The 14,669-nt window shown below is 66.8% G+C and carries 17 protein-coding genes; 5 read left to right on the forward strand and 12 right to left on the reverse strand.

Annotated features, from left to right (window positions below; genetic code table 11):
- Positions 1 to 45: 45 nt before the first annotated feature.
- Positions 46 to 339 carry a PsiF family protein gene (locus AC5P9N_RS18345; RefSeq protein ID WP_005409096.1) on the forward strand — a complete coding sequence of 98 codons (294 nt, stop codon included), beginning with the start codon at positions 46 to 48 and terminating at the stop codon, positions 337 to 339.
- Positions 340 to 647: 308 nt separating this feature from the next.
- Here the strand turns inward: AC5P9N_RS18345 and AC5P9N_RS18350 are convergent, their stop codons facing one another.
- The 6 genes from AC5P9N_RS18350 to rsmD form a co-directional block, all read right to left on the reverse strand.
- The gene (locus AC5P9N_RS18350; RefSeq protein ID WP_005412984.1) at positions 648 to 1,535 is read right to left on the reverse strand and encodes an MBL fold metallo-hydrolase; all 888 of its coding nucleotides are present in this window, start codon (positions 1,533 to 1,535) and stop codon (positions 648 to 650) included.
- Positions 1,536 to 1,655: 120 nt separating this feature from the next.
- The gene (gene ggt / locus AC5P9N_RS18355; protein ID WP_099484528.1) at positions 1,656 to 3,386 is read right to left on the reverse strand and encodes a gamma-glutamyltransferase; all 1,731 of its coding nucleotides are present in this window, start codon (positions 3,384 to 3,386) and stop codon (positions 1,656 to 1,658) included.
- Positions 3,383 to 3,664, reverse strand: a complete 282-nt coding sequence (locus AC5P9N_RS18360) for a YfhL family 4Fe-4S dicluster ferredoxin (protein ID WP_004153175.1) — start codon at positions 3,662 to 3,664, stop codon at positions 3,383 to 3,385. The genes ggt and AC5P9N_RS18360 overlap by 4 nt, the downstream gene beginning before the upstream one ends.
- Positions 3,665 to 3,796: 132 nt before the next feature.
- Positions 3,797 to 4,288 carry a hypothetical protein gene (locus AC5P9N_RS18365; protein ID WP_005409092.1) on the reverse strand — a complete coding sequence of 164 codons (492 nt, stop codon included), beginning with the start codon at positions 4,286 to 4,288 and terminating at the stop codon, positions 3,797 to 3,799.
- Between the two features lie 60 nt (positions 4,289 to 4,348).
- Positions 4,349 to 4,858 (reverse strand): pantetheine-phosphate adenylyltransferase, encoded by a 510-nt coding sequence (gene coaD / locus AC5P9N_RS18370; protein ID WP_005409091.1) that lies wholly within the window; start codon positions 4,856 to 4,858, stop codon positions 4,349 to 4,351.
- Positions 4,859 to 4,884: 26 nt separating this feature from the next.
- On the reverse strand, positions 4,885 to 5,463 hold the full coding sequence (gene rsmD / locus AC5P9N_RS18375; RefSeq protein ID WP_049461091.1) for a 16S rRNA (guanine(966)-N(2))-methyltransferase RsmD: 579 nt from the start codon (positions 5,461 to 5,463) through the stop codon (positions 4,885 to 4,887).
- Between the two features lie 618 nt (positions 5,464 to 6,081).
- On the opposite strand from rsmD, the gene htpG reads away from it, so the two are divergent.
- Complete coding sequence (htpG, locus tag AC5P9N_RS18380; protein ID WP_099484527.1) at positions 6,082 to 7,974, forward strand: molecular chaperone HtpG; 1,893 nt, start codon at positions 6,082 to 6,084, stop codon at positions 7,972 to 7,974.
- Positions 7,975 to 8,074: 100 nt separating this feature from the next.
- On the opposite strand, the gene AC5P9N_RS18385 is transcribed toward htpG, so the two are convergent.
- Positions 8,075 to 8,374: a hypothetical protein gene (locus AC5P9N_RS18385; protein ID WP_099484526.1), complete on the reverse strand. Its 300-nt coding sequence runs from the start codon at positions 8,372 to 8,374 to the stop codon at positions 8,075 to 8,077.
- A gap of 129 nt (positions 8,375 to 8,503) precedes the next feature.
- Here AC5P9N_RS18385 and ftsY point away from each other — a divergent pair, with 129 nt between their 5' ends.
- The 3 genes from ftsY (at position 8,504) to AC5P9N_RS18400 (ending at position 11,304) form a co-directional block, all read left to right on the forward strand.
- On the forward strand, positions 8,504 to 9,820 hold the full coding sequence (ftsY, locus tag AC5P9N_RS18390) for a signal recognition particle-docking protein FtsY (RefSeq protein ID WP_099484525.1): 1,317 nt from the start codon (positions 8,504 to 8,506) through the stop codon (positions 9,818 to 9,820).
- An 84-nt stretch (positions 9,821 to 9,904) separates the two neighbouring features.
- Positions 9,905 to 11,029, forward strand: a complete 1,125-nt coding sequence (gene mutY / locus AC5P9N_RS18395; protein ID WP_099484524.1) for an A/G-specific adenine glycosylase — start codon at positions 9,905 to 9,907, stop codon at positions 11,027 to 11,029.
- A 5-nt stretch (positions 11,030 to 11,034) separates the two neighbouring features.
- A complete protein-coding gene (locus tag AC5P9N_RS18400) occupies positions 11,035 to 11,304 on the forward strand; it encodes an oxidative damage protection protein (protein WP_005409085.1) in 270 nt (89 codons plus the stop codon).
- Positions 11,305 to 11,378: 74 nt separating this feature from the next.
- On the opposite strand, the gene AC5P9N_RS18405 is transcribed toward AC5P9N_RS18400, so the two are convergent.
- From AC5P9N_RS18405 to AC5P9N_RS18425, 5 genes are all read right to left on the reverse strand, one after another.
- The gene (locus AC5P9N_RS18405; protein WP_033833075.1) at positions 11,379 to 11,828 is read right to left on the reverse strand and encodes a DUF6491 family protein; all 450 of its coding nucleotides are present in this window, start codon (positions 11,826 to 11,828) and stop codon (positions 11,379 to 11,381) included.
- A 221-nt stretch (positions 11,829 to 12,049) separates the two neighbouring features.
- On the reverse strand, positions 12,050 to 12,763 hold the full coding sequence (gene lolD / locus AC5P9N_RS18410; RefSeq protein WP_005409083.1) for a lipoprotein-releasing ABC transporter ATP-binding protein LolD: 714 nt from the start codon (positions 12,761 to 12,763) through the stop codon (positions 12,050 to 12,052).
- Positions 12,756 to 13,997, reverse strand: coding sequence for a lipoprotein-releasing ABC transporter permease subunit (locus tag AC5P9N_RS18415; protein WP_099484523.1), 1,242 nt, complete (start codon positions 13,995 to 13,997; stop codon positions 12,756 to 12,758). Before AC5P9N_RS18415 ends, lolD begins: the two co-directional genes overlap by 8 nt.
- Before the next feature lie 23 nt (positions 13,998 to 14,020).
- Positions 14,021 to 14,470, reverse strand: a complete 450-nt coding sequence (locus AC5P9N_RS18420; protein ID WP_099484522.1) for a hypothetical protein — start codon at positions 14,468 to 14,470, stop codon at positions 14,021 to 14,023.
- Positions 14,421 to 14,669: an FAD assembly factor SdhE gene (locus AC5P9N_RS18425; protein WP_005409080.1), complete on the reverse strand. Its 249-nt coding sequence runs from the start codon at positions 14,667 to 14,669 to the stop codon at positions 14,421 to 14,423. The genes AC5P9N_RS18420 and AC5P9N_RS18425 overlap by 50 nt, the downstream gene beginning before the upstream one ends.

The following is a 14,669-nucleotide window of genomic DNA, read 5'->3' on the forward strand; positions in this document are numbered from 1 at the left end:
GCAGGCCAATGCTCCGCGCACCCGCCACCGCTTGGAGTGCTCTCGATGAAAGCTTCTTTCCTGCTGGCCGCTGCCCTGCTGGTCGGCCTGCCCCTGGCTGCCAATGCCACCACGCCGCAGCAGCAGCGCATGGCCGACTGCTCGGCCAAGAACAAGGGCTTGAAGGGTGACGCCTACAAGACCGCGCAGAGTTCCTGCCTCAGCGGCCACGCTGCCGAAGCCAAGCCGGCCAACGCGCAACAGGAACGCATGCGCAAGTGCAACGCTGACGCGGGTGCCAAGAAGCTGGCCGGTGACGCGCGCAAGACCTTCATGAGCAGCTGCCTGAAGGCGTCGTAGCATCGCTCGTCCAGTTCAATCGAATGGGGGCAGAGCCCGTTGCACAGCAATGGCATTCGACCCCATTTGAATATCGATATCTGACAGATGTGCCGACCAACGGTCGGCACCCACCAATAGCCACCGGCCACCTGTCAGAGGTGGGGGCGGTGTGGGTGGGCAGGCGCCGTGGATGGCGCCATCGAGCCCCCATGGATGGGTTTACGGCGTGTCCTGCCCACCCACACCGCCCCGCCATCCCACGGAATGCCGTTCTTGATCTTGCTTCGGCTTCTGCAGGTGCAGGGAGCAGCCCTGCCGAACACCCGTCACCCCAGCGCGCGCGCCTTCAGTTCACCCTGCTCGTGCAGGGTCACGAAACGCCCCTTGTCATCGCGACCCAGCTGCGCCAGCGCCACCTGCGGGTCGTGGGTGAAAAACAGATGCACGTTGCGCGCCAGCTTGTCCTCAAGGAACTGCCGCTTCTCGTCGATCAGGAGCTCGGCATTGCGGTCGTAGCCCATGGTGATCGGCACGTGTACCCATGAGCGCCCCGGGATCAGGTCGGCACAGAACACCACCCCGCCGTGCGCATCTTCGCCGGCGTGCGCGTGGCCGACGATTTCGGCCAGCATCAACCCAGGCGTGTGGCCATCGCTGTAGCTGAAGCGAACGCTGCGACCCAGAACCTTCGAATACTCGCCGTCCACTACTTCCAGGCGACCGCTGGCCTGCAGCAGGCCAGGCAGCTCCGGAATGAAGCTGGCACGATCGCGCGGATGCGGCTGCATGGCGCGCTGCCAATGCTGCGCACCGACCACATAGGTCGCATTGGGGAACAGCAGTTCCGGCTCACGCCCTTCGCTCCATGCCGCCAGCAGGCCACCGGCATGATCGAAATGCAGGTGGCTGAGCACGACGACATCAATGTCCTCGTGCTCGAAACCTGCTTCGCGCAGCGAATCGATCAGTACGTGCTGGCTTTCCTGCACGCCATAGCGCTCACGCATGCGCGGATCGAAGAACGCCCCGATACCGGTTTCAAACAGCACGGTCTTGCCTTCCAGCGGGCTGGCAAGCAGCGCACGGCAGGCCAGCTCGATGCGATTGAGCTCGTCCGGTGCCGCCCATTTTTCCCACAACGCGCGCGGCGCGTTGCCGAACATCGCGCCGCCGTCGAGGCGCTGCGAGTTTCCACGAATAGACCAGAGTTTCATGTGTCGATTATCGGCGCCGGCTCGTTAAATAATCGCTAGAAAGGAAACAGAAAACCCCGCCGTCAAGGGCGGGGTTTCGGTAAACAGCCAGAATGGCGGCCAGCGGCCGGCACGAGCGGATCAGCGTGCCGGCACGACCAGGGCGCTGCCCACCGGGTTGCGCGGGTCGCTGCCGCCAAACAGCTTGTTGGCCTTCCGGTCCCATTCCACGGTCTGCAGGTTGCCCCACACGTGGCTGGACCCGCGGCCCCCGGCGGCCACATTGCCCGGCAGGTCGATCTTGTGACCCATCGCCTGCAGCTGCTTCACCGTGGCCGCGTCGAATGCATCGCCCTCGGCTTCGATCAGGTCCGGCAACCACTGGTGGTGGTAGCGCGGCAGCGCGGCAACCTGCTGCGCGTCCAGGCCGGCGTCGTAGCCGAGGATACCCAGCAGCACCATGGTGATGATGCGGCTGCCACCCGGGGTGCCCAGCACCACCACCTTGTCGGCGTTCTCCATGAAGGTCGGGGTCATCGAGCTGAGCATGCGCTTGCCCCCCTTCGGCGCATTGGCCTCGTAGCCCATCACGCCGAACGCGTTGGGCGTGCCCGGCTTCAGCGCGAAGTCGTCCATCTCGTTGTTCAGCAGCACGCCGGTGCCCTTCGGAATCAGCCCCGAGCCGTACAGCAGGTTGACGGTCTGGGTCGCGCCGACCCGGTTGCCGTCACGGTCGATGATCGAGAAGTGCGTGGTCTCGTCATCTTCCAGCGGGGTCGGGTTGCCCGACAGCAGGTCGCTGGGCGTGGCCTTCTCCGGATGGATGGTCGCCCGCAGGCCCTGTGCGTAGTCCTTGCTGGTCAGCACTTTCTGCGGGATCTGCACGAAGTCCGGATCGCCGAGGAAGAAGGTGCGGTCGCGGTAGGCACGGCGCATCGACTCCACCACCAGGTGGGTGCGGTGCGCCGGATCCATCTTGTTGATGTCCCAGCCTTCCAGGATCTGCAGCATGCTGGCCAGCGCGATGCCACCGGACGACGGCGGCGGCGCGGTGGTGATCTTCCAGCCGTTGTAGTTGAACACGATCGGTTCGCGCTGCTTCACGCGATAGCCGGCCAGCTCTTCAGCGGTCCACTGGCCGCCGGCCTGCTTCACGCCGGCCAGCAACAGCTTTCCGGTCTGGCCCTTGTAGAAGCCATCGAAGCCACCTGCGGCCAAGCGCTCCAGCGTCTGTGCCAGCTCCGGCTGCTTGAACAGGTCACCGCTGGCGATCGGCTTGCCGTTGCGCAGGTAGACCTCACGGGTGCCGGGATAGCGCTCCATCACCTCACGGCGAGAGGCATAGCCCTTGGCCATGCGGTCGTAGACCGGGAAGCCTTCGCGCGCGATGCGGATCGCCGGCTGCAGCGATGCAGACAGCGGCAGCTTGCCGTGCTTGGCCGACAGCTCGACCAGCGCCGCAGGCAGGCCCGGAATACCGGCCGACCAGGCACCGTTGACCGAGCGGTCACGGTCGAGGTTGCCCTGCTTGTCGAGGAAGGCCTGCGGCGTTGCCGCGGCCGGCGCGGTCTCGCGCGCGTCCAGCATCACGTCCTTGCCGGTGGCCGCGTCGTGCAGCAGGAAGAAGCCACCGCCGCCCAGCCCGGAACTGATCGGCTCGACCACCGCCAGCGTGGACGATACCGCCACCGCGGCGTCGAAGGCGTTGCCGCCCTGCGCCAGGATGTCGATGCCGGCCTGGGTGGCCAGAGCGTGGCCGCTGGCAATGGCCGCGCCATCGGGGCGCTCGGCACGGGCCGGGCCGTCGGCCCAGGCAATCGGGCTCAGCAGCAGGCAGAGCAGCAATAGAGGGCGGACGATCAGCGTCTTCATTCGGATGGGGGCTCCGCATAGAGTTCGGGGTGATCGTGCTGCAGCTGGCGCAGCTTGGCCAGCAGCTGGTCTTCCGTTTCCACGATCTCCGGGTCCGGATCGATGCACTCGACCGGGCAGACGACCACGCACTGTGGCTCGTCGAAATGACCCACGCATTCGGTGCAGCGCGCAGGGTCGATCACGTAGATGGTTTCACCCATCGCAATGGCCTGGTTCGGGCAGGCCGGCTCGCATACGTCGCAGTTGACGCAGAGCTCGTTGATTTTCAGCGACACGGCGATACTCCTCGCCCGCGCCCTGGGACAAAGGACCGGCCAGCGCGGGCGCGCGGGCCGGTCAGGTCATCAGCGGCGCCCTTGCAGGACGCCGCCCGGGCCATGCCGGAGCATGGCCGCCATGGCTCGGTCTTACTTGGCTTCGACGAAAATGTACTCGGCACCGGTCGGCTGGATCGCAGCCTGAACGCGGGCGTTGTCGGCCGACTGGCCGATGAAGACGACGCGCACGCCCTTCATCGAATCCGGCGACACGTCCTTGAACACGGCCTGGATCATGTCAGCCATCTTGCCCGAGGCCGACGAACCGAAGGCCAGCATGTTGCCCGGCTGCACGCCACGGGCCACGGCCTGGGTCGCGCTCTCGGTCTGGCGCTCGTACTTGGCCTGGAAGTCCGGGTCCGATTCCGGCGAGAGGTAGTACAGGAACGGGCTGTTGGTGATGTTGCCCATGTTCTGGATCGCCACTTCCTGCAGGTACTTCTTCCAGCCTGCATCATCATCCTTGGCCGGGGCGACCAGGGCCTGCTTGGCCTCGTCGACCGGAGCGGCCTCTTCCTTCTTGCAGGCGGTGAAGGCCAGGGCCAACGAAGCGATCAGCATCGCGCGCATGGTGGTGTTCATGGGTTTCCTCCCGGAATGGTGCGTGGTGTTGTACGTAATGGGGTGCGGGTACAGCGGGGCTTACGACTGTGCCGCCTTCGCTTCGCGGACCTTGCGCAGGGCTTCGAGCACCGCGGCCGGCACGAAGCCGGACACGTCGCCGCCCAGGCGCGCGATCTCGCGGACCAGCGAGGACGAAATGAAGCTGTGCTGCTCGGCCGGGGTCAGGAACAGGGTCTCGACCTCGGGGATCAGGTGGCGGTTCATGCTGGCCATCTGGAACTCGTACTCGAAGTCGGACACCGCGCGCAGGCCGCGCAGCAGCACCCCACCCTGGACCGAACGGACGAAATGGGCCAGCAGGGTGTCGAAGCCGATGACCTCGACGTTGCCATGGTGGCCCAGTGCGCCACGCGCCAGCTGCACGCGCTGCTCCAGCGGTAGCGCCGGGCCCTTGGACGGGCTCTGCGCCACGCCCACCACGACCTTTTCAAACAGCGGCGCGGCCCGGCTGACCAGGTCGATATGACCGTTGGTGATCGGGTCGAACGTGCCGGGATAGACGGCAATGCGGCGGTTGGCCACGGTCATGGGCGGATGCAGATGTTCAGATGAGGTCAAAGTGTAGCAGTGGCGCGGCGGTACAGGGCAAAGCGCACCTCGCGGGTGCCGCCCTCGCGGTGCAGCAGCCAGTCCGGCGGCAGCACCGGCACGTGGCCGGCCGGCGATTCCAGGTACAGCCAGGCATCGGCGGCCAGGTGCCGCGGCAGCTGCGCCAGCACGTCCTGCCACAGGCCATCGGCGAACGGCGGGTCGATGAAGACCAGATCGGCCTGCTGCGCGGGCGCGCCCTGCAGCCAGCGCAGGGCATCGGCCTGCACCACGGTGATCTGGTCGGCGGCCTGGAGCTTGGCCACGGCCGCGGTCAGATTGCGTCCCAGCTGCGCGTCGCGCTCGACCAGGGTGGCGTGGGCGGCACCGCGCGAGACCGCCTCCAGGCCCAGCGCGCCACTGCCGGCGAACAGGTCCAGCACCCGCGCGCCGCCCAGTCTGGGCATCAACCAGTTGAAAAGGGTCTCGCGCACGCGGTCACTGCTGGGCCGCAGCCCCGGCAGGGTCGGCACCGGCAGGCGGGTATTGCGCCAGCGACCGCCGATGATGCGGACCTGACCGTCATTGCCCCCACGGCCGCTCACAGGCGCCCCCGGCGGGGTTCATTCGAGAATTTCAGCATGAGCGGGATTGTAGTTCGGCCGGCCCGTGGCCGGCACCCGCAGAAGCCACAGCAACGGCCGAAGCAACTTCAAAAGCTGGTTTCCTGTGGATTGGCGGGGTGGGTCCGGTCGAGGGGGACGCTGCAAGTACGTCCATGTAAGCTCGGTCGCCGCATCCATGCGGCTCACGCCCCCTCAACCGGACCCACCCCGCCTTCGACAGTTTCCTGCGATCTGCAGTAGATCCACGCCATGCGTGGATGAACATCTGTCAGATATCGAAGGAATTGATGAGATCAGAAGCCCAGCCGTTGCCACCGTCACCGGGAACCTGTCAGAGGCGGGGCGGTGTGGGTTGGCAGGACCGTTGGCGCCATGGATGGCGCCATCGAGCCCCCAAGGACGGGTTTACGGCGTGTCCTGCCAACCCACACCGCCCCGCCATCCCACGGAACGCCCGCTATTGCTGTTGCTGTTGCTTCGGCCTCGGCGGGTGCCGGGCGCAGCCCGGCCGACCAACCCCTTGATTTCGGGACAATCAGCCATACCCCTTGGCGAGGCCGCACGCGCTGGCGCGGCATTGCACATGGAGCCCTATCGATGACCGAGACCACCCAGACCGAAACCCTTGGCTTCCAGACCGAAGTCAAGCAGCTGCTGCAGCTGATGATCCACTCGCTGTACTCCAACAAGGAGATCTTCCTGCGCGAGCTGGTCTCCAACGCCGCTGACGCTGCCGACAAGCTGCGCTTCGAGGCCCTGACCCAGCCGGCCCTGCTTGAAGGTGACAGCGAGCTGCGCGTGCGCGTCAGCTTCGACCCCGCCGCCCACACCATCACCATCGAAGACAACGGCATCGGCATGAGCCGCGCCGAAGCCATTGCCCATCTCGGCACGATCGCCAAGTCCGGCACCGGCGATTTCCTCCGCCAGCTGTCCGGCGACCAGAAAAAGGATTCGCAGCTGATCGGCCAGTTCGGCGTCGGCTTCTACAGTGCCTTCATCGTTGCAGACCAAGTGGAAGTGACCTCGCGCCGCGCCGGCCTGGCTGCAGGCGAAGGCGTGCGCTGGACCTCGCGCGGCGAAGGCGATTTCGAAGTGGCCACCATCGACAAGGCCGAGCGCGGCACCCGCATCGTGCTGCACCTGAAGGACGGCGAGCACGACTTCGCCGATGGCTGGCGCCTGCGCGGCATCCTCAAGAAGTATTCGGACCATATCGGCCTGCCGATCCAGATGCCGAAGGAAGGTGGCGAAGAAGGCGCCGCGGTCGAATGGGAAACCGTCAATCGCGCCAGCGCGCTGTGGACCCGCCCGCGCACCGAGATCAGCGATGCCGAGTACACCGAGTTCTACAAGCACGTGGCACACGACCACAGCGATCCGCTGGCGTGGAGCCACAACAAGGTCGAAGGCAAGCTGGAATACACCTCGCTGCTGTACGTGCCGGGCCGCGCGCCGTTCGACCTGTACCACCGCGATGCGCCCAAGGGCCTGAAACTGTACGTGCAGCGCGTGTTCGTGATGGACCAGGCCGAGCAGTTCCTGCCGCTGTACCTGCGCTTCATCAAGGGCGTGGTCGACTCCAACGACCTGTCGCTGAACGTCTCGCGCGAGATCCTGCAGTCCGGTCCGGTCATCGATTCGATGAAGGCCGCGCTGACCAAGCGCTCGCTGGACATGCTGGAAAAGCTGGCCACAGACAAGCCGGAGCAGTACGCCACGTTCTGGAAGGAATTCGGCCAGGTGCTGAAGGAAGGCCCGGCCGAGGACTACAACAACCGCGAGAAGGTGGCCGGCCTGCTGCGCTTCGCCTCCACCCGTGGCGACGGCGATGCGCAAAACGTGTCGCTGGCTGACTACCTCGGCCGCATGGCCGAAGGCCAGGACAAGATCTACTACCTGACCGGCGAGAGCTACAGCCAGGTGCGCAACAGCCCGCACCTGGAAGTGTTCCGCAAGAAGGGCGTGGAAGTGCTGCTGCTGACCGACCGCATCGACGAGTGGCTGATGGGCTACCTGACCGATTTCGACGGCAAGGGCTTCGTCGACATCGCCCGCGGCGACCTCGACCTGGGCGCGCTGGAAACCGAAGCGGACAAGCAGGAACAGGAAGCAGCGGCCAAGGACAAGCAGGGCCTGGTCGAGCGACTGAAGACGGTGCTGGGCGATGACGTGGCCGACGTGCGCGTCTCGCACCGCCTGACCGATTCGCCGGCGGTGCTGGCCATCGGCGAACAGGACCTGGGCCTGCAGATGCGCCAGATCCTGGAAGCCAGCGGGCAGAAGGTGCCGGACAGCAAGCCGGTGCTGGAGATCAACCCGGGCCATCCGCTGATCGCCAAGCTGGATGCTGAAGCCGATGGCGCGCGTTTCGACGATCTGGGCCGGGTGCTGTTCGACCAGGCTGCATTGGCCGCCGGCGACAGCCTGAAGGATCCGGGCGCCTATGTGGCGCGCCTGAACAAGCTGCTGCTGGAGCTGTCGGCCTGATCGACAAGGTGGCCGCCGGGCATGGCCCGGCGATGCTCTGGTAGAGGCCAACCTTGGTTGGCACCCACCACAGGCGGCGGTTGGCACCTGGCGAGCGGGTTCAGGCCTCGCGATCCAGCAGCGAGCCCAGCATCTGGTCCTGGCGTCGGATCACCGCGGCGTTGGAAGCGAAAGCCACCACCTCGGCTTTCGCTGCCAGCAGATCACCCAGTGGTGCACTGACATCGGTGCCGGTAGGGGTCATCGCGGCCTGCACCCCGCCCTGCTCCACCGTACTGCGTTGCAGCTGCAGGCGCTGGGCATCGGGAGTCGCCAGGTTCGCCACGTTGTGCGCGGCCACCAGCACGCCCTGCTGGGCCGCACGCATCCCGCCGAGGGCGATTCCCATCACGTTGTTCATGGCGGTCTCCGGACCGCCCTGCGCAGCCCTCCGGACCGGTTAACGGCCGGCCGGCCGCGACCTTGAGTCCACATCGGCCCGACAGGCCCGAGTGGTAGCATATCCCTCTGATTTCAGCGCCTTTTGCCAATGCTCAGTTTTTTCCGCCGCAAGAAGCCCCAGGATGCCCCCGCAACGGAGGCACCCAAGACCCAGCACTACTCGGCTGAAGAGCTGGCGGCGGCGTTTCCGTCGGCCGCGCCGGTCGAGGACAAGGAGCCGGCACCGGTAGCCGTACCGGCCGAGCCTGCACCGGTCGAGCCGCCCCCGGCAACCGCCGTTCCGGTCGCTGTCGAGCCCACCCCGGTGATTCCGGCCCCAGCCGCACCGGTTCCGGCAGCTCCTGCGCCGACGGCGCAGATTGACGTCGCCCCCATCGCGACCCCGGCCATCGAACCGGCACCCGCACCGCTGCCCGAGCCCACCCCGGCACCGGTCACCGACGACCTGCCTGCTGCCGCCTCGGTCGACGCTGCTCCGGCACCTGCCGGCAAGCCCGGCTGGCGCGAACGCCTGCGCAACAGCGTCATCGCGCGCAGCTTCGGTGGCCTGTTCTCGCGCAACCCAAAACTCGACGACGACCTGCTGGACGAGCTGGAAACCGCCCTGATCACCGCCGACGTCGGCGTGGGTGCCACCACCGATCTGGTCGAGGGGCTGCGCAAGCGCATGAAGTCGCGCGAGTTCGCAGATGCAAATGCGCTGCTGGCCGCGCTGCGCGCCGAGCTGATCGCGATCCTGCAGCCGGTGGCCAAGCCGCTGGTGATCGACCGCAATGCCAAGCCCTTCGTGGTGCTGACCGTCGGCGTCAACGGCGTTGGCAAGACCACCACCATCGGCAAGCTGGCCAAGCGTTTCAAGGATGAAGGCCACAGCCTGATGCTGGCTGCCGGCGACACCTTCCGCGCCGCCGCCGTCGCACAGCTGCAGGCCTGGGGCGAGCGCAACGGCGTGGCCGTGGTCGCCCAAGGGCAGAACGCCGATGCCGCTTCGGTGGCATTCGATGCGCTGCAGGCCGGCAAGGCCCGTGGCACCTCGGTGCTGATCGCCGATACCGCCGGCCGCCTGCACACCCAGTCCGGGCTGATGAACGAGCTGGGCAAGATCCGCCGCGTGCTCGGCAAGATCGACGCCACTGCACCGCACGAAGTACTGATGGTGATCGACGGCACCACCGGCCAGAACGCGCTGTCGCAACTGCGCCAGTTCAATGCCGCGGTGAACGTGACCGGCCTGGTGGTGACCAAGCTGGACGGCACTGCCAAGGGCGGCGTGGTGTTCGCGCTGGCCCGCGAGTTCGGCATTCCAATCCGCTTCGCCGGCATCGGTGAGCGCCCGGAAGACCTGCGTGTGTTCGATCCGGAAGCCTTCGTTGACGCCCTGCTGCCCGACGCGCTGGGTGCCTGATAGACCGTGCAGCCACGCATGGCGTGGCTCTACTGCAGCCCGGTAGAGCCCCCCCATGGGTGGCTGCCCACCTCCGGAATACCGATGCCCCGCCAGCCGCACGCAAGCGCCGGAACCACGCAGACCGACGACTTCGTCGCCCACCTGCTGCATTGGTTCGACGACCACGGCCGCCACGACCTGCCCTGGCAGCATCCGCGCAGCCCCTATCGGGTCTGGTTGTCGGAAATCATGCTGCAGCAGACCCAGGTGAGTACGGTCATCCCGTACTTCCAGCGGTTCCTGCAGCACTTCCCGACCCTGCCCGACCTCGCCGCCGCCAGCAATGACGCGGTGATGGCGCAGTGGGCCGGGCTCGGCTACTACGCCCGCGCACGCAACCTGCACGCGGCAGCCAAGCGCTGCGTGGAACTGCACGACGGCGACCTGCCACGTGACTTCGACGCGCTGCATGCCCTGCCCGGCATCGGCCGCAGCACCGCCGGTGCGATCCTCAGCCAGGCCTGGAACGACCCGTTCGCGATCCTCGATGGCAACGTCAAGCGGGTGCTCAGCCGCTACCACGGCATCGACGGCTTCCCGGGCCTTCCGGCCATCGAGAAGCAGTTGTGGGCGATCGCCGAGGCGCACGTGGCGCAGGTGCCGGCCGGACGCATGGCCGATTACACCCAGGCGCAGATGGACCTGGGCGCGACCGTGTGCAGCCGCGCCAGACCCGCCTGCGTGATCTGCCCGCTGCAGGACGCGTGCGTGGCGCGCCGCGAAGGCCGCACCGCTGAACTGCCCACGCCCAAGCCCAGCAAGACCCTGCCCGAGCGCGAAGCAGTGGCCCTGCTGCTGCGCGACCCCCAGCAGCGCGTGCTGCTGCAGAAGCGGCCGGACACCGGCATCTGGGCGCAGCTGTGGACGCTGCCGCAGGCCGAGGCCGGCAGCGACCTGCAGGACTGGTTCGATGCGCATGTTGAAGGTTCGCTGGAAGACGCCGAGGAGCTGCCAGTGCTGCAGCACACCTTCAGTCACTACAGGCTGCACCTGCAGGTACTGTCGCGCCAGGTGAACGGCCTGCGCGTGGAAGAACCCACGTTGCGCTGGGTCGCCTACGATGAACTGCCCGCGCTGGGCCTGCCCGCGCCGATCCGCAAACTGCTCGACGGCGCGACGATCAAGACGCCAAAACGAACTTCCAAGAAACCCCGCAACCACGAGTGAGTGCCATGCCCCGAACCGTCTTCTGCCAGTACGAACAACGCGATGCCGAGGGCCTGGACTTCGTGCCCTACCCCGGCGAGCTGGGCCAGCGCATCTTTAACAACATCGGCAAGCAGGCCTGGGCTGCGTGGCTGGCGCACCAGACCATGCTGATCAACGAGAACCGCCTGTCGCCGCGTACGCCGGAACATCGCGCGTTCCTTGAAGGCGAACTGGTCAAGTTCCTGTTCGAGAAGGACGCGCAAAAGCCGGCCGGCTTCACTCCGGAAGCCTGACGCACAGGTAGTGCCGGGCGCTGGCCGGCAACCTGGCATCTGCGCGATGCCGGCCAGCGGCCGGCACGACCGCGCTATTTCCTGTTTTCCTCGCGCTCCTGCACCTGCGCCTGGCGCAGCTCCTGCTCGGATGCGCGTAGTGCCTTCACATCGAGCTTGCGGATGCTGTCGATGAAGCACGGCAGGCGCGGGCCGCCGGTAGGGTCGCGCACCAGCACCTTGTCGAAACGCGCCGAAACACGATTCATCTGGCTGGTCAGGCCGATGGCGGTGGCATATGGCAGGTCCTGGCAGGGCCCCCTCAACTCCAGCAGGTAGGCCTCGCTGGGACGCGTCCATACCGCAAGCGCGCTGTCACCCAGCTCGGTCCAGCCATTGAGGGTGCCGAAGAACTGCATGTCGTTCTGCGGCGCACCGGCATGGGCACGGTACAGGTCAAGCTTATCGGCGCTGCTGAGCCGGCCAGTGGTCGCACACGCGGCCAGCGCCAGGCAGAGTCCGGCCACCAGGAACGGGGTCTTCATGGCGATCTCCTCGGGGAACTGTCGCCATCATGCGCCCGGGCCGGCAACGCCGGCGCGACGACCGAAAGCCCCATTCAGGCGCTGGTCGGCGGTTGACCAAGGCCGACCTCTACCAAAGCAGACCCAAGGCCCCGTATTCCGGTAGTCACCAACCTTGGTTGGCGCCTGCCCTGCAGGAGCAGCCGACCAGGGTCGGCTTCCACCAAAGCGGCCCCGGCGCCTCAGACATCGGCGTGGGCCAGTGCGTGCAAGCGCCCTTCGCGCAGCTCCAGCACCCGGTCGAGGCGGCGCGCCAGGCTGCGGTCGTGGGTGACCAGCACCAGGCTGGTGTGACGCGCACGATTCAGTTCCAGCATCAGCTCGAACACCGTGGCGGCCGTGCGGTCATCCAGGTTGCCGGTCGGCTCGTCACCCAGCACGCAGGCTGGGTGATTGACCAGTGCCCGCGCCACCGCAGCACGCTGCCGCTCACCACCAGACAGCTCGCCCGGCTTGTGATCCAGGCGGTGGCCGAGGCCGACCGCTTCCAGCAGCGTGGTGGCCCGGCTGCTCGCTTCTGCTACCGCAGTGCCAGCCAGCAGTACCGGCATCATCACGTTTTCCAGCGCGGTGAACTCCGGCAGCAGGTGATGGAACTGGTAGACGAAGCCCAGCGCCTGGTTGCGCAGCAGACCGCGCGCGGTATCCGACAGCGCCGACATGCGCTGCCCGGTCACGTAGACCTCGCCGGCGGTTGGAATGTCCAGGCCGCCCAGCAGGTGCAGCAGCGTGCTCTTGCCGGCGCCGGAGGCACCGATGATCGCCACCGTCTCGCCGGCGGTCACGGTCAGGTCCAGGCCATCGAACACCGGGGTCTGCATGCGCCCTTCGGCGTAGGTCTTGCCCAGTGCTTCGGCGCGGATCACTTCGTCGCCGCGGTTGAAGACCTTATTCATAACGCAGGGCCTCCGCCGGCTGGGTGCGTGCTGCCCGCCAAGCGGGATACAGGGTGGCCAGGAAGCTCATCAGCAGCGCGACCACGGTGATCGCCACCACGTCGCCGGTCTGCATGTCGGTCGGCAGGCCGGTGATGTAGTACACATCCTCCGGCAGCAGCTTGACGTTGAACACGCTCTCGATGGCGCCGAGGATGCGTTCCAGGTTGAGGGTCAGGGTGATGCCGCCGATCAGGCCGGCCAGCGTGCCGAAGATGCCGATCAGCGAACCCTGCACCATGAACACCTGCATCACCCCGCCCGGAGTCAGGCCAAGGGTGCGCAGGATGGCGATGTCGGCCTGCTTGTCGGTGACCAGCATCACCTGCGACGACACCAGGTTGAAAGCGCCCATGGCGATGATCAGCGACAGCAGGATGCCCATCACTACCTTCTCCATGCGCAGCGAGTGGTAGAGGTTGGCGTTCTGCTGGGTCCAGTCACTTACCCGGTAAGCGCCGCCGAGGCTCTGCGCCAGGTCCACGCCCACTTCCAGCGAGCGGTCCATGTCGTGCAGTCTCAGCCGCACGCCGGTAGCGCCATCGGAACGCAGCACGCGCTCCAGGTCCTGCATGTTGGCGAAGCCGACGCCGCGGTCGACCTCGTTGTAGCCGGCCTCGAAGATGCCGCTGACGGTGAAGCGTTTCATCCGCGGCACTGCGCCAGCAGGCGTGCCCTGCACTTCTGCAAAGGTCACCAGCACCTGGTCGCCAACGTCCACGCCCAGCCAGACCGCCAGCTCTTTGCCCAGCAGCACGTTGAAGCTGCCCGGCTTGAGGCTGTCATAGCTGCCCTTGGTGACCTTCTTGTCGATCACCGACACCTTCGGCTCCAGCGCCGGATCGATGCCCTGGATGATTGCGCCCTGCACGCGCGGGCCGCTGATCATCGACTGGATCTCGATGTACGGCGCGGCACCGGCCACGCGCGGGTCCTTGCGGGCGACGTCCACCACGCGCATCCAGTCCGGCATCGGCTCGCCGTCGCGGCTGATGGTGGTGTGCGCGGTCATCTGCAGCAGGCGGCTGCGGATTTCCTTCTGGAAACCGCTCATCACCGCCAGGGTGGTAATCAGCACCGTAACGCCGAGCGCGATGCCCAGGATCGATGCCATCGAGATGAAGGAGATGAAGCCGTTGCGGCGCTTGGCGCGCAGGTAGCGCAGGCCAATGGCCACGGGAATGGGTTTGAACATGCAGGCACGCCGGTCAATTCAGCTTATGGTGCCATCGACCGGGGCCTACGGGAAACGCCGCGTGCAGCCACGGCCAGTCGCAGTTCACGTCGCTGCCTGGAATCGAGCACATCGGGCCAGAACAGCAGGCGCCGGCGGCGCCGATCCTGACGCCAGAGCAACAACAGCCATGGCCCACGCACGACCAGTTGTGGTGCATCGACGTCCTGCCCGGCCACCTGCAGCGGCTCGGGCGGTACCGGCAGAAGCACCTGCACGCGCGGCCTGCGCTGGCGCCAGGCCAGTTCGGCCAACCCGATGCCCCAGGCCAGCAACACCGCCGGCGTCAGCAGCCGGGGCGGCAGATCCGATGCGCGCAGCAGCCAGGGTGCGGCCAGCAGCACCGCCAGCAGGGCGGCGGCCTGCAGCCGCGAGGGGCGCCACTCAAGGCTTGAGGGCGAGGATCTTCTGCATGAGGGGGATCGCGTGCGCATGCGGGCAGGCCTCATAGCCCATGAACCAGCGCCACAACTTATCGTCCTCGCAGTCGAGCAGGAACAGGAAAACCTCGCGCTCCTCGGTCGGCGCAGTGCTCCATTCGTGGTCGAGATAACGGCCGAACAGCTGGTCCAGCTCACGCATGCCGCGGCGGCAGCGCCAGCGCAGCTTCTTCAGCAGAACGTCTTCTTCCAT

The organism is Stenotrophomonas sp. YJH_SMC_6, assembly GCF_059371335.1.

Excerpts from the sequence above, each read along its gene's own strand:
- AC5P9N_RS18400 (WP_005409085.1), top strand. The coding sequence starts at position 11,035 with ATGCCCCGAACCGTCTTCTGCCAGTACGAACAACGCGATGCCGAGGGC.
- AC5P9N_RS18365 (WP_005409092.1), bottom strand. The coding sequence starts at position 4,288 with ATGAACACCACCATGCGCGCGATGCTGATCGCTTCGTTGGCCCTGGCC.
- AC5P9N_RS18345 (WP_005409096.1), top strand. The coding sequence starts at position 46 with ATGAAAGCTTCTTTCCTGCTGGCCGCTGCCCTGCTGGTCGGCCTGCCC.
- AC5P9N_RS18405 (WP_033833075.1), bottom strand. The coding sequence starts at position 11,828 with ATGAAGACCCCGTTCCTGGTGGCCGGACTCTGCCTGGCGCTGGCCGCG.
- lolD (WP_005409083.1), bottom strand. The coding sequence starts at position 12,763 with ATGAATAAGGTCTTCAACCGCGGCGACGAAGTGATCCGCGCCGAAGCA.
- AC5P9N_RS18350 (WP_005412984.1), bottom strand. The coding sequence starts at position 1,535 with ATGAAACTCTGGTCTATTCGTGGAAACTCGCAGCGCCTCGACGGCGGC.
- AC5P9N_RS18420 (WP_099484522.1), bottom strand. The coding sequence starts at position 14,470 with ATGCGCACGCGATCCCCCTCATGCAGAAGATCCTCGCCCTCAAGCCTT.
- AC5P9N_RS18415 (WP_099484523.1), bottom strand. The coding sequence starts at position 13,997 with ATGTTCAAACCCATTCCCGTGGCCATTGGCCTGCGCTACCTGCGCGCC.
- coaD (WP_005409091.1), bottom strand. The coding sequence starts at position 4,858 with ATGACCGTGGCCAACCGCCGCATTGCCGTCTATCCCGGCACGTTCGAC.
- AC5P9N_RS18425 (WP_005409080.1), bottom strand. The coding sequence starts at position 14,669 with ATGGAAGAAGACGTTCTGCTGAAGAAGCTGCGCTGGCGCTGCCGCCGC.
- htpG (WP_099484527.1), top strand. The coding sequence starts at position 6,082 with ATGACCGAGACCACCCAGACCGAAACCCTTGGCTTCCAGACCGAAGTC.
- ftsY (WP_099484525.1), top strand. The coding sequence starts at position 8,504 with ATGCTCAGTTTTTTCCGCCGCAAGAAGCCCCAGGATGCCCCCGCAACG.
- ggt (WP_099484528.1), bottom strand. The coding sequence starts at position 3,386 with ATGAAGACGCTGATCGTCCGCCCTCTATTGCTGCTCTGCCTGCTGCTG.
- AC5P9N_RS18385 (WP_099484526.1), bottom strand. The coding sequence starts at position 8,374 with ATGAACAACGTGATGGGAATCGCCCTCGGCGGGATGCGTGCGGCCCAG.
- mutY (WP_099484524.1), top strand. The coding sequence starts at position 9,905 with ATGCCCCGCCAGCCGCACGCAAGCGCCGGAACCACGCAGACCGACGAC.